Source organism: Paracoccus marcusii (assembly GCF_006151785.1).
Classification (GTDB): Bacteria; Pseudomonadota; Alphaproteobacteria; order Rhodobacterales; family Rhodobacteraceae; genus Paracoccus; species Paracoccus marcusii.
Genome location: NZ_VDDD01000035.1, coordinates 1 through 12,763 on the forward strand (window position 1 = coordinate 1; position 12,763 = coordinate 12,763).

Here is a 12,763-nt window from a genome sequence, read left to right on the forward strand (position 1 = left end):
CGCGACCCCCCGCCCCGGTGCCCCCGGCGGCGCGGCCCTCGCCCATCCCGCCGCTGCCCCTGTTCCCGGACCTGCCGGTGACGGACGTGTCGCTGCTGATCCGCGACCCCTACGCGGTCTATGCCAAGCGCGTTCTGGGCCTGCGCGCGCTGCCGCCGCTGCGCCCGCAGCCCGACGCGTCGCTGCGCGGCCAGACCCTGCATGCCATCGTCGAGGCGCTGCTGCACAGCCATCCCACCCCCGACACCCCGCCCGAGGTTCTCAGGGACCGGTTCCTGGCGCTGACCGACCGGGTGCTGGCGGACGAGGTGCCCTGGCCCGCCGCCCGCGCCTTCTGGTCGGCGCGCATCGCACGGATCGCCGACCGCATCGTCGCGGACGAGCTGACCCGCCTGGCCGAGGGGCGGCCGATGGTCGTGGAGCATCGCGGCAAGGTGCCCGTGGCGGACCTGGGCATCACCCTGACCGCCAAGCCCGACCGGATCGACCTGCTGACCGACAACCGCGTCGTGGTCTATGACTACAAGTCCGGCACGCCGCCGACCGACGCGATGATCCGCCATTTCGACAAGCAGCTGATGCTGGAGGCCGCGATGGCGCGCCGTGGCGGGTTCGACGCGCTTGGCCCGGTGGACGTGGCGGGCCTGCGCTACATCCAGCTGGGCGGAGAGGGCAAGACCCACCCGCGCGAGCATGACGACCTGATCGAGGCCGAGACCTGGGACGGCTTCGTCCGCCTGCTGCGGTCCTATGTGACCGGAGAGGCCGGGTTCACCGCGATGCGTGCGCCCCAAAGCACGTCCTATGCAAGCGATTACGATCACCTGGCGCGGTACGGCGAATGGGCGCTGACCGATGCCGCGGCGCCGCGAAAGGTGGGCGATCATCATGGATGAGGCGACGCTGAACCAGATCGCGGCGGCCGATCCGCTGCGCTCGACCTGGCTGACGGCCAATGCCGGGTCGGGCAAGACCCGCGTGCTGACCGACCGTGTCGCGCGGCTGCTGCTGGCGGGGACGCCGCCCGAACGCATCCTGTGCCTGACCTATACCAAGGCCGCCGCGACCGAGATGCAGAACCGCCTGCTGGCGCGGCTTGGCACCTGGGCGATGCTGCCCGAATCCGCCCTGCGTGCCGAACTGGCCCAGCTGGGCGAGGGGGGTGATCCTGACCTGCCCGCCGCGCGGCGCCTGTTCGCCCGCGCGATCGAGACGCCGGGCGGCCTCAAGGTGCAGACGATCCACAGCTTTTGCGCCGCCGTCCTGCGCCGCTTTCCGCTGGAGGCCGGGGTGCCGATGGGGTTCGCGGAACTGGACGACCGCAGCGCCCGCGCCATGCGCGCCGAGATCATCGAGGCGATGGCCGAAGAATCCCACCCCGCCATCGCGGACCTGACCCGCCTTCAGGGGGGCGACGACCTGGACGGGTTCCTGGCCGGGCTGTCCCTGGCCGATTACGCGGACGCCCCCGACGCGGCGGCGATCTGGGCCGCGCTGGACCTGCCCCCCGGTTTGACGGCGGACAGCCTGCTGGCCGGGGTCTTCACCGGCGGCGAAGGTGATCTGGCCGATGCCGTGATCCCGCCGCTGCGGGGCAGTTCCGCCAATGACGTCAAGCTGGCCGAGGCGCTGGCGCAGGTGAACTGGCGCGATCCCGGCATGGACGACCTGTCCCGCCTGTTCGGGTGTCTGCTGTTCGGCGGCAGCGCCAAGGTGCCGTTCGGCGCCAAGACCGGCAAGATCCCGACCAAGGCCATGGCCACCGGCCCCTGCGCCCCCTTCATGGACGATCTGGATGCCCTGATGGAGCGGGTCGAGCTGGCCCGCCCGCAGGCGCTGGCCCTGGCGGCGGCGGAACGCACGCTGGCGCTGCACCGGTTCGGGCATGCCTTCGCGGCGCGCATGAACGCGGCCAAGGCGGCGCAGGGCTGGCTGGATTTCGACGACCTGATCGGCCGCACCGCCGCGCTGCTGGAGGAATCCAGCATGGCGCAATGGGTGCTGTGGCGTCTGGACGGCGGCATCGACCATATCCTGGTCGACGAGGCGCAGGACACCAGCCCCGGCCAGTGGCGGGTGATCCGCCGCCTGACCGACGAATTTACCAGCGGCGCCGGCGCGCATGACCGGCCCCGAACGCTGTTTGTGGTGGGCGATCCGAAACAGTCGATCTATTCGTTCCAGGGTGCCGACATCACCGTGTTCGAGGCGATGCGCGACCGCTTCGCCGCCGATTTCCAGGCCGTGCAGGCGCCCATGCAGCAGCGCGGGCTGGCCCACAGCTTTCGGTCGTCGCCCGCCGTGCTGGCGCTGGTCGACGCGGTGTTCCAGGGAGAGGCCGCGACGGGCCTGGGCGATCCGCCCCGGCACGTGGCCTTCAAGGCGGCCCTGCCCGGCCGCGTGGACATCTGGCCCGCTCTGCCCAAGCCCGACAAGACCGACCCCGAGGACTGGACCCGCCCGGTCGATGCGCCGTCCGAAAACGACGCCGACACGCAGCTGGCCCGCCATGTCGCGATCCAGATCCGTGCGATGCTGGGCAGTCCCATCATCGACGCGAAATCGGGCCAGCCGCGGCCCCTGCATGCGGGCGACATCCAGATCCTGGTCCAGCGGCGCGGCACGCTGTTCGCGGCGCTGATCGCGGCGCTGAAATCGGCGGGCCTGCCGGTGGCGGGGGCCGACCGCCTGCGCCTGGCGGGCGAGCTGGCCGTACGCGACATCATCGCCACCTTGTCGGTGCTGGCCACGCCCGAGGACGACCTGTCGCTGGCGGCTGCGCTGCGCTCTCCGCTGTTCGGGCTGTCCGAGGACGACCTGTACCGCCTGGCCCATGGCCGCCGGTCGCGCGAATACCTGTGGATGCGCCTGCGCGAATCGTCCCACGTGGACGCACAGGCGGTGCTGAACGACCTGGCCGGGCAGGCCGACTATCTGCGCCCGCACGACCTGATCGCCCGGCTACTGACCCGCCATGGCGGCCGCGCCGCCCTGTTGGCCCGCCTTGGCCCCGAGGCCGTGGACGGCATCGACGAGCTGATGTCCCAGGCCCTGGCCTATGAGCAGGTGGAAACCCCGTCCCTGACCGGCTTCCTGGTCTGGCTGGCCCAGGATGAGGTTGAGGTGAAACGACAGCTGCCCGGCGGCGCGGGCGGTCTGATCCGGGTGATGACGGTACACGGATCGAAGGGCCTGGAAAGCCCCGTGGTGATCCTGCCCGAGACCCAGGTCCGCAAGCCCAACAACCGCCAGGCGCTGGTGCGTCTGGACGACATGCCGGTCTGGCGCGGCGCCGCGCCCGAACGCTGCGACGCGGTCGCGATGGCCGTCGCCGAATGGCAGCGGCGGCAGGATGAAGAGCGGCGGCGCCTGCTGTATGTCGCGATGACGCGGGCCGAAAGCTGGCTGATCGTGGCCGCAGCCGGCGATACGGGCGAGGGGCTGGACAGCTGGCACGCGATGGTCGCCGAAGGCGCGGGCCGCACCGCCCTGACGCGTCAGGACCTGCCGATCGAAGGCGTCGGCACCGGGCTGCGCCTGTCCTGGGGCGACTGGCCGGCAGAGGCCGAAAGCCCAGCCCCCGATGCAGCCGTGCCGGTCGCGGCGCCGGACTGGGCGCTGCGCATGGCCCCGCCCGCGCCTGATTTCGTAGGCCCGGTGACGGCCAGCGGGCTGGGCGGCGCCAAGGTGCTGGCCGGAACCAGCGCGGGCGACCGCGACGCCGCGATGCTGCGCGGCACGCGGCTGCACCTGCTGCTGGAGCATCTGCCCGCCCATACCGCATCCGACTGGCCGCGCATCGCCCGTGCGATCCTGTCGGGGGCCGAAGGCGGCCTGCCCGACGCCCCGGATATGGCCGACCTGCTGGACGAGGCCTACGCGGTCCTGTCCGCGCCAGCCCTGACGCAGGTGCTGCAGCCCGGCGACGACGCGCCCATCCTGTCCGAGGTCGCGCTGACCGCGCCCGTCGCGGGCCTGGGCACGCTGAACGGAGTGATCGACCGACTGGTGGTGACCGACGCGCTGATCACGGCCGTCGACTACAAGACCAATGCCGACGTGCCACAGGATGCCGATGCCGTGCCGGAGGGCATCCTGCGGCAGATGGCGGCCTATCGCGCGGCGCTGCGGGGCATCTGGCCGGACCGCCCGATCCGCATGGCGGTGCTGTGGACGGCGACGCGCAGCCTGATGACGCTTCCCGATGCGCTGCTGGACCGGGTGATGGCGGGGATGGTCAAGGCGACCCCTGCCCCTTGACCCGTCCCCATGCGGCCCATACCTGTTGGACAGAACCCGACCTGCCGGCCCGTCCGGCCCATCCCCAAAAGGAGCCCGAACATGGCCACCGTGCATGTGAACGACGCTGAATTCGACGCCGAAGTGCGTCAGGCCGACACCCCCGTGATCGTCGATTTCTGGGCCGAATGGTGCGGCCCCTGCAAGCAGATTGGCCCCGCCTTGGAAGAGCTTTCCGACGAATACGCGGGCAAGGTCAAGATCGTGAAGATCAACGTCGACGAGAACCCCGAACAGGCCGCGGCCCTGGGCGTGCGCGGTATCCCCGCGCTGTTCATGTTCAAGGGCGGAGAGGTCGTGTCGAACCGCATGGGCGCCGCCCCCAAGGCCGCGCTGAAAAGCTGGATCGACGAATCCGTCTGATCTCTGCCTGATTTGTGCGAAAGGCGGCGGCCCCTCAGACGGGCCAGCCGCCTTTTTTCATGGCCGCCAGCAGGCGGTCGTCGGCATCGGGCGCCATCATGTCCAGGCTGGTGCGGCGCAGGAACCAGTCCAGGAATTTCGCGGTCGGGGGTGCGTGGTCCGCCGCCATCGCCACGGCGCGGTCGGCGCCCAGGTGCCCCGCGTCCAGCGTGACGTGATGATAATCCGACAGGGCGAACAGCACGACGGGCTTGCCCAGGATCAGCCCGTCGAAGCCCACCCCGCTGTTCTGGGTCACGACGAAGGCGCAGTCGCGCAGGCGCGCGCCCGTGTCACTGCCGATGGTCAGGTTCGGATGATCGCGGGCCAGGCGGTCCAGGGCCGCGCGGTCGGCATCGTCATAGACCTCCTTGGGGTGCAGGGTCGCGATGCAGGGCCGGCCCGTGCGGGCGGCGGCGCGGATCATCTGGACGGGGCTGGCCGACTGAAAGCTGCGCTGGCGGCGGATGTGGCCCTGCAGCGGGATCAGGATGTGATCGCCCCGCACCGGCTCCGGCCCCGGCAGCACGCGGTCGCGAAGGCGGCGGGCAAAGTTGTGCGCGGCACCGTCCTCGATCCGGGCGGGATCGAACGCGGCCTGCGCGATGGGCCAGCGCCAGCGTTCGGCCACCCGCTCCAGCCGCCAGTAGGGATAGTGATAGGCGAGGCGAAAGGTCAGCGCGCGGTCATGGGTCGGACGTTCCATGTTGAACAGCGCATGGCCGGGGCGGTCGGGAGCCTGCGCGCGCGCATCGGGGCCGGACCGCGCGATGCGGATCTGCCAGCCCCGGGGTTCCAGCAGCGCGCGGATGCGGTTCACGATGCCCAGCTTGCCCGCCTGCGCGGTCTGCAGGACGGGCGGATGCAGATACACGGTCAGCAGCAGATCGCTCATGGCGCGACGCTAGGGGGGGACCGGACGGTTTTCAACGGGTTGCAAGCCGGGCGGGGCGTCCATATCTGCTGCCCCAACGAAGACAGAACGGAGCGCGCAATGGCTGATGACAAGTTTCCCGGCTGGCATGGCACCACGATCCTGGCGGTCCGCCGGGGCGGCAAGGTGGTCGTGGCGGGCGATGGGCAGGTCAGCGTCGGTCCGACCGTGATGAAGGGCAGCGCGCGCAAGGTGCGCCGCCTGACACCCGGTGGGCGCGACGTGGTCGTGGGCTTTGCCGGATCGACCGCCGATGCCTTTACCCTGCTGGAACGGCTGGAGAAGAAGCTGGAGGCCGCGCCCGGACAGCTGCAGCGCGCCTGCGTGGATCTGGCCAAGGATTGGCGCATGGACAAGTACCTGCGCAACCTGGAGGCCATGCTGATCGTGACCGACGGGACCGACCTGCTGGTGGTGACCGGAGCGGGCGACGTGCTGGAGCCCGAGCATGATGTGGCGGCCATCGGGTCGGGCGGAAACTTTGCCCTGGCCGCGGCGCGGGGGTTGCTGGAGAGCGATCTGGATGCCGAGGCGATCGCGCGCAAGGCCATGCAGATCGCGGCCGACATCTGCGTCTATACCAACGGGCGTCTGACGGTCGAAACCATCGGTTGATGGGTATTTGGACAAAGAAGAAGGGGCGCGCGGTGCACGGCGCCGGACCCCGTGGAGAACGACATGAGTGACCTGACCCCCCGCGAGATCGTGTCCGAACTGGACCGGTTCATCATCGGGCAGAGCGATGCCAAGCGCGCCGTCGCCGTGGCCCTGCGCAACCGCTGGCGCCGCAAGCAGCTGGGCGACGACCTGCGCGACGAGGTGTATCCCAAGAACATCCTGATGATCGGACCGACCGGCGTCGGCAAGACCGAGATCAGCCGCCGCCTGGCCAAGCTGGCCAATGCGCCCTTCATCAAGGTCGAGGCGACCAAGTTCACCGAAGTGGGCTATGTCGGTCGCGATGTCGAACAGATCATCCGCGACCTGGCGGACGCAGCCATGATCGACACGCGCGAGCGGATGCGCGAGGCGGTCAAGGCCCGTGCCCACAAGGCCGCCGAGGAGCGTGTCGTCGAGGCGCTGGCCGGCAAGGACGCCCGCGACGGCACCCGCCAGATGTTCCGCGACAAGCTGAAGCGCGGAGAGCTGGACGACACGGTGATCGAGCTGGAGGTCCAGGACAATTCCAACCCGCTTGGCGGGATGGAGATGCCGGGCCAGCCGGGCCAGCCCTTGGGCGGGATGATGGATCTGTCGGGGCTGATGAAGGCCTTCGGCGGCCGCAAGGTGCGCCGCAAGGTGACGGTGGCGGAGAGCTATGAGATGCTGATTGCCGAGGAGGCCGACAAGCTGTTGGACGACGACGCGGTCAAGGCGACCGCGCTGGATGCCGTGCAGCAGAACGGCATCGTCTTCATCGACGAGATCGACAAGGTCTGCGCCCGCGCCGAGGCGCGCGGTGGCGATGTCAGCCGCGAGGGCGTCCAGCGCGACCTGCTGCCGCTGATCGAGGGCACGACGGTCAGCACGAAATACGGCGCGGTCAAGACGGACCACATCCTGTTCATCGCCTCGGGCGCGTTCCATGTGGCCAAGCCGTCGGACCTGCTGCCCGAGTTGCAGGGCCGCCTGCCGATCCGGGTCGAGTTGCGCGCCCTGACCGAGGAGGATTTCATCCGCATCCTGACCGAGACCGACAACGCCCTGACGCGCCAGTACACCGCGCTGATGCAGACCGAGGGCGTGACCGTCGATTTCACCCAGGACGGCATCGCCTCGCTGGCCCGCATCGCGGCCGAGGTGAACGCATCCGTGGAGAACATCGGGGCGCGCCGGTTGTACACCGTGATCGAGCGGGTGTTCGAGGAGCTGTCCTTCACCGCCCCGGACCGCAGCGGCCAGTCGGTCAGCGTCGATGCCGATTTCGTGGAACGCCATCTGGGCGATCTGTCGCGGTCGACCGACCTGTCGCGCTACGTGCTGTGAACGGGGGAACCTGCGGCCAGCCTGTGGTGTTGGCTGGCTGAACACAACAGGGGACGGATCACATGGGTTGGCTTTTCAGCGTCATCATCTTTGCACTGGATGTCTGGGCAATCGCGCAGATCATCAACACCAATGCCAGCAACAAGTCCAAGATCCTGTGGATTCTGCTGATCGTGATCCTGCCGGTGGTCGGCCTGATCATCTGGTACTTTGCCGGACCCAAGTCCAACGTCAGGCTTTGACGCGACCACACTGACCTGACGCCAGCGCCCCCCGATTTCGGGGGGCGTCTTTCATTGCGGCCTGCGCAGATAGACGTAATAGGCGCCGTCGCCGCCATGACGGAAATGCGCGGCCGTCACCTGCTGGACCACCGCCGCCAGGGGAGGGCTGTGCAGCCAATAGGGCACCTGATGGCGCAGCGCGCCGGGCCGCGTCGGCAGCGGGCCGTGATCGCCCCGCCCCTTGCCCGTGATGACCAGCACCAGCCGCAGCCCTGACGCATGGCAGGACAGGATGAACCGCAGCAATTCCGGTCCCGCCGCGGCCAGCGTCAGCCCGTGCAGGTCCAGACGGGCCTCGGGGCGCAGCTTGCCCTGGCTCATCTTGCGATGCGTGCGGGCATCCATCCGCAGCCCGGCTTGGGCCAGACGTTCGGCCGGGGTCTGAGGGCGCGCGACGACGGGGGTGGCGGGCTTGGCCGCCTGACCGATGCGGAACCGGGGCATCGCCTGCGGCTGCGGCGGTGCGGCGGCCGGGGCGACCGCGGGCGGTGCGACGAATGCGGAAAAGGCCGCCAGATCGGCGGCCTGTCCTTTGCGCTTGGGGTCAAGCGGCTCTGCGGTTCGGGCGACGCGGGACCACAGGTCCCGGTCTTCGGGCGTCAGGCCCCTGCGCCGGCGCATCAGCTTGTCGCGACAAGCTGCCAGTTCGGATCATCCTGGCCCATGCGGCGTGCAAAGGTCCAGGTGTCCTTCTGCTTGCGCGAAGCCTTGGGATCGCCGTCGATCACCGTGCCGTCGGCGTCTCGGGTCGCGGCGATCAACTCTCCGACAAATCGGATCGAGATCTCGGCCAGACCGGTCGCGGGGTCGAACTCCGCCGCGGCCAGCTTGGTGTCGCGGGTACCCAGATAGGTCGCCTCGACCGTCTGGCCGTTGGCCACGCGCTGGTCGATCACCGACTGGAACGCTTCTGCCACGGGATCGGACAGGAACGGGCGCACCTCGGTCAGATCGCCCCGTTCGAAGGCCATCAGGATCATCTCATACGCGCTGCGGGCACCGCCCAGGAAATCGCGCAGCCCGAACGACGGTTCGACCCGTTTCATCGCGGCCAGCGCCTTGGCCGCGGCACCGCCGGCCTCGGCATGGTCCAGGATGTCGTGATCGACCTCGTCGGCGGACCCCTCGATCACCTCGAAACGGGCGGGCGTGGTGCTGGCCGTCGGCTGGTCGACCTGCGGCGGCTCAAAGCCGTCACGCGTCCCGAGCACGTTTTTCAGCCGTAGGATCAGGAAGATCGCGATCCCGGCAAGGACGATCAGCTGAAGAAGCGGGTTGGACATGCAGGCAACCTCTGGGTCATAACGGGTCGTTGGTATCGGGCGGTCTGTGCATTATGTAGGGAGTGCCTCGGCGCAAGTCCAGTTTCCGCGCCGGCAGGAAGGGGAATTCACATGCGGCTGATCGCCATGTTTCTGGTGGTGCCGATCATCGAGATCGCGCTGTTCATCCAGGTCGGGGGCCTGATCGGCCTGTGGCCCACGCTGGCGCTGGTGCTGCTGTCGGCGGTGGCCGGCGTCGCCATCATGCGCAGCCAGGGTGCGCGGGCCGGGATGCAGATCCAGCGCAGCCTGGCAGAGATGCGCGATCCGTCACGCCCGCTGGCGCATGGCGCGATGATCATCGCCGCGGGCCTGCTGCTGCTGCTGCCGGGGTTCTTCAGCGATGCCTTGGGTCTGCTGCTGCTGATCCCCGCGGTCCGGACGATGCTGATGACACAGCTTGCGCGCCGCGTTCGCGCATCGCGGGTTCAGATGCATGCTGCGACGATGCGCCGCGACCCGCATCGCCCGCCCTATGACAAGGGCGTGATCGACGGCGAATTCGTCGTGGCCGACGAGGACGACCGCCGTCCGCCCGTCGATCTGCCGCTGGACACCGACGACACGGGCCCCTCGCGGCCGGGACGCGGGTCGGGCTGGACCCGGCATTGAGGGCAGGCGGCCGGCCTGCTACAAGCTGGGACAAATCCGCATCACAAAGGTAGGACCATGGCCGAAGAAACCCCGCAGAACGGCGCACAGCCCGCAGCAGCGGCACAGCCTCGCATGCAGATCATGGCACAGTTCATCCGCGACCTGTCCTTCGAGAACGCCGTGGCCCAGAAGGGCGCACCCCAGGGCGAGGTCCAGCCCGAGATTACCGTCCAGGTCAGCCTGGACGCCCGCAAGCGCGGCAGCGACACCCAGTTCGAGGTGATCACCAAGTACCGCGTCACCTCGACCAACAAGGGCGACGGCGCGACGCTGTTCCTGGCAGAGCTGGACTATGGCGGGGTGTTCCAGATCGAGGGCGTGCCGCAGGATCAGCTGCACCCCTTCCTGATGATCGAATGCCCGCGGATGCTGTTCCCCTATGTTCGTCGCATCATCTCGGACATGACCCGCGACGGGGGATTCCCGGCGTTCAACATGGACCCGGTCGATTTCGTGGCGCTGTATCGTCAGGAACTGGCGCGCCGCGCCCAGACCGCGCAGGCGGCACCCGCCGATCAGCGCCTGTCCTAAGGCCCGATGGCCAAGCCCGCATCGCGTGCCTGGCAGCGGATGCTGTCGGGCCGCAGGCTGGACCTGCTGGACCCGACGCCCTTCGACATCGAGATCGAGGACATCGCCCACGGTCTGGCCTTCGTCGCGCGCTGGAACGGCCAGACGCGCGGCGACTGGCCCTATTCGGTGGCCGAACATTCGTTGCTGGTGGAACAGATCTTCGACGGGCTGAACCCCGGCAGCGATCCCTGCTGGCAGCTGGCGGCCCTGCTGCATGATGCGCCGGAATACGTGATCGGGGACATGATCTCTCCGGTCAAGGCGGCATTGGGGCGGGAATACGGGGCGATGGACGAACGGCTGGCCTCGGCCATCCACCGTCGGTTCGGCCTGCCCGCGACGCTGCCCGTGACGGTCAAGCGGCGCATCAAGGCCGCCGACCGCGTGTCCGCCCGCCTGGAGGCCGTGACCATCGCAGGCTTTGCCCTGCCCGAAGCGCGGCGTCTTTTCCCCGTCCCCGAGGCGCAGATGCTGCCAGACCTGCAGATCACCCTGCGCCCGCCCGCCCAGACACGGGCCGCGTATCTTGAACGGTTCGCACAGCTGATCGCCCTGATCGACAAGACACTCTGAAACGCAAAAGGGGGCCGCAAGGACCCCCTGTCGATCACGTCGGCGATGCGTGGATCAGATCAGCAGATCGTCCAGCTCCTTGCCGCTTTCCAGGCATTCCTGCACCCAACGCGGTTTGCGGCCGCGACCCGTCCAGGTCATCGTCGGGTCCTGCGGGTTGGCGTATTTCGGGGCGACGGTCCCGGACTTGCGCGTCTTGGCGCCGGTCAGCTCGGACAGGTTGAAGCCATGCTCGCGCGCGGCTTCCTCGATGGCCGTCAGGGCTTCGCGCCGCTTGCGGTCCTCATAGGAGTTGATCGCGCGATCCAGCTTGGTCCGCAGGTCGCGCATTTCCTTGAGGGACATAGTGTCGAAATCGATGCTCATTGGTTCCGGTTTCTATATAGGGAATGTTAATCCCCATCCAATATAGACCGTTTTTTTAAACGTTCAATATATTTAAATCGTCATCGTGGTCCGCGTTTTGCCAGAATACGCTGCAATGTCCGGCGATGCATATGCAATCGGCGCGCGGTTTCACTCACATTACGCTCGCATTGCTCATAGACGCGTTGAATATGTTCCCACCGCACGCGATCCGCGGACATCGGGTTTTCCGGTGGCGGCGGCAGCAATTCACCGCTGGACAGCAATGCGGATGTCACGTCATTCGCGTCGGCGGGCTTTGCCAGATAATCTGTGGCACCCATCTTCACCGCGGCGACGGCCGTGGCGATGGCGCCGTATCCGGTCAGGACGATGATGCGGGCATCGGCGCGCCGTTCGCGCAGCGCCTCGACCACGTCAAGGCCGTTCCCGTCCTCCAGACGCAGGTCCACGACCGCGTAGGCGGGCGCACGACGTTCGATCAGGCGCATCGCACCGGCCACGGTCAGCGAGGTTTCCGGCTGAAACCCGCGCTTTTCCATCGCGCGCGCCAGGCGGGTCACGAAGATCTCGTCATCGTCGACCAGCAGCAGCGAGGCGTCGGGGCCGATTTGTGCGTTCAACTGATCCATCTGTTGGCCTTTTCACGGAATTTAACGGCAAATGGGAAGTCGCGCGGGCAATATCAAACCCCATGCGACAAACTGCCTTATGCAGAGGCATCGGCATAACAGGCGACGGTCTCGGCAATCTGTTCGGGGGTGGTTTCGCGGGAAAAGAATTCGACCGTCTTTCCGCCGGGCATCACCAGATAGGTATTTGTCATGTGATCGACCAGATAATATTCCTGATCCTCTTCGTCATTCAGCTTGAAGTAATTCCGCCAGCCCTTGTTTACGGCAGCAATCTCCTCGTCGCTGCCGGTCAGGCCGATCATGCGGTCGGAAAACAATTCGGTATAGTCCGCCAGAACCTCGGGGGTGTCGCGGCGGGGATCGACGGTGACAAAGACGGTCTGCACATCCTCTCCGGCCTCTGTCAGCAGGACCTCGGCTTCGGCGTTTCGGGCGCTGTCCAGGGGGCAGACGTCGGGGCAGAAGGTATAGCCGAAATAGAGAAGCGTCGGCTTGTCGAAGACATCCTGGTCGGTGACACGCTGGCCGTCGTCGCGCGTCAGGGTGAAGGGTGTGCCAAAGGCGTCCATGCCCCCCGCGACGCTGCTGCTGCTGCATTGCGCGAACTGGTCGTCACCCGGACGCATGGTCAGGAACAGCGCCCCGCCCGCCAGCACGCCGATGGCGGCCGCAGTGCCGATCAGCAGGATTTTCCGGTCCGTCATTGGCGGGCCTCCTTCGCGTGTCAAATGCCCG

The 12,763-nt window shown here is 68.1% G+C and carries 15 protein-coding genes; 9 read left to right on the top strand and 6 right to left on the bottom strand.

The genetic code is table 11. The features are described from left to right. From FHD68_RS07610 to trxA, 3 genes are all read left to right on the top strand, one after another. Positions 1–896: PD-(D/E)XK nuclease family protein (locus tag FHD68_RS07610; protein ID WP_208863750.1), on the top strand; the 896-nt coding region annotated here is incomplete at its 5' end. Next, on the top strand, positions 889–4,260 hold the full coding sequence (addA, locus tag FHD68_RS07615; RefSeq protein WP_244297791.1) for a double-strand break repair helicase AddA: 3,372 nt from the start codon (positions 889–891) through the stop codon (positions 4,258–4,260). The genes FHD68_RS07610 and addA, both read left to right, overlap by 8 nt. An 81-nt stretch (positions 4,261–4,341) precedes the next feature. Next, positions 4,342–4,662 carry a thioredoxin gene (gene trxA / locus FHD68_RS07620; protein WP_046000498.1) on the top strand — a complete coding sequence of 107 codons (321 nt, stop codon included), beginning with the start codon at positions 4,342–4,344 and terminating at the stop codon, positions 4,660–4,662. 34 nt (positions 4,663–4,696) lie between these two features. On the opposite strand, the gene FHD68_RS07625 is transcribed toward trxA, so the two are convergent. Continuing rightward, positions 4,697–5,596: a hypothetical protein gene (locus tag FHD68_RS07625; RefSeq protein ID WP_127897513.1), complete on the bottom strand. Its 900-nt coding sequence runs from the start codon at positions 5,594–5,596 to the stop codon at positions 4,697–4,699. Between the two features lie 99 nt (positions 5,597–5,695). Here FHD68_RS07625 and hslV point away from each other — a divergent pair, with 99 nt between their 5' ends. The 3 genes from hslV to FHD68_RS07640 all read left to right on the top strand — a co-directional run bounded on the left by hslV (position 5,696) and on the right by FHD68_RS07640 (position 7,863). Further along, the gene (hslV, locus tag FHD68_RS07630) at positions 5,696–6,250 is read left to right on the top strand and encodes an ATP-dependent protease subunit HslV (RefSeq protein ID WP_046000500.1); all 555 of its coding nucleotides are present in this window, start codon (positions 5,696–5,698) and stop codon (positions 6,248–6,250) included. Positions 6,251–6,313: 63 nt separating this feature from the next. Next, positions 6,314–7,621, top strand: coding sequence for an ATP-dependent protease ATPase subunit HslU (gene hslU, locus FHD68_RS07635; RefSeq protein WP_139085493.1), 1,308 nt, complete (start codon positions 6,314–6,316; stop codon positions 7,619–7,621). A 62-nt stretch (positions 7,622–7,683) separates the two neighbouring features. After that, entirely contained in the window at positions 7,684–7,863 is a 180-nt protein-coding gene (locus tag FHD68_RS07640) for a PLDc N-terminal domain-containing protein (protein ID WP_045981940.1), read from the top strand. A gap of 51 nt (positions 7,864–7,914) precedes the next feature. Here the strand turns inward: FHD68_RS07640 and FHD68_RS07645 are convergent, their stop codons facing one another. Together FHD68_RS07645 and FHD68_RS07650 are read right to left on the bottom strand one after the other, a co-directional pair. Then, on the bottom strand, positions 7,915–8,526 hold the full coding sequence (locus FHD68_RS07645) for a Smr/MutS family protein (protein WP_046000501.1): 612 nt from the start codon (positions 8,524–8,526) through the stop codon (positions 7,915–7,917). Further along, positions 8,526–9,188, bottom strand: coding sequence for a Tim44/TimA family putative adaptor protein (locus FHD68_RS07650; protein ID WP_046000502.1), 663 nt, complete (start codon positions 9,186–9,188; stop codon positions 8,526–8,528). Before FHD68_RS07650 ends, FHD68_RS07645 begins: the two co-directional genes overlap by 1 nt. A gap of 111 nt (positions 9,189–9,299) precedes the next feature. Between FHD68_RS07650 and FHD68_RS07655 the strand changes: the two genes are divergently transcribed. The 3 genes from FHD68_RS07655 to FHD68_RS07665 are packed head-to-tail and all read left to right on the top strand — an operon-like array spanning position 9,300 to position 11,027. Continuing rightward, positions 9,300–9,839 carry an FxsA family protein gene (locus FHD68_RS07655; RefSeq protein ID WP_127897515.1) on the top strand — a complete coding sequence of 180 codons (540 nt, stop codon included), beginning with the start codon at positions 9,300–9,302 and terminating at the stop codon, positions 9,837–9,839. A 57-nt stretch (positions 9,840–9,896) separates the two neighbouring features. Next, positions 9,897–10,412, top strand: coding sequence for a protein-export chaperone SecB (gene secB / locus FHD68_RS07660; protein WP_045981936.1), 516 nt, complete (start codon positions 9,897–9,899; stop codon positions 10,410–10,412). Positions 10,413–10,418: 6 nt separating this feature from the next. Beyond that, positions 10,419–11,027: an HD domain-containing protein gene (locus FHD68_RS07665; protein ID WP_127897516.1), complete on the top strand. Its 609-nt coding sequence runs from the start codon at positions 10,419–10,421 to the stop codon at positions 11,025–11,027. 54 nt (positions 11,028–11,081) lie between these two features. Here FHD68_RS07665 and FHD68_RS07670 read toward each other — a convergent pair whose 3' ends face one another. From FHD68_RS07670 to FHD68_RS07680, 3 genes are all read right to left on the bottom strand, one after another. Continuing rightward, positions 11,082–11,393 (bottom strand): H-NS histone family protein, encoded by a 312-nt coding sequence (locus FHD68_RS07670; protein ID WP_045981934.1) that lies wholly within the window; start codon positions 11,391–11,393, stop codon positions 11,082–11,084. An 80-nt stretch (positions 11,394–11,473) separates the two neighbouring features. Next, positions 11,474–12,025 (bottom strand): ActR/PrrA/RegA family redox response regulator transcription factor, encoded by a 552-nt coding sequence (locus tag FHD68_RS07675; protein WP_042252328.1) that lies wholly within the window; start codon positions 12,023–12,025, stop codon positions 11,474–11,476. 77 nt (positions 12,026–12,102) lie between these two features. After that, on the bottom strand, positions 12,103–12,732 hold the full coding sequence (locus FHD68_RS07680) for an SCO family protein (protein ID WP_127897517.1): 630 nt from the start codon (positions 12,730–12,732) through the stop codon (positions 12,103–12,105). Between the last annotated feature and the right edge of the window lie 31 nt (positions 12,733–12,763).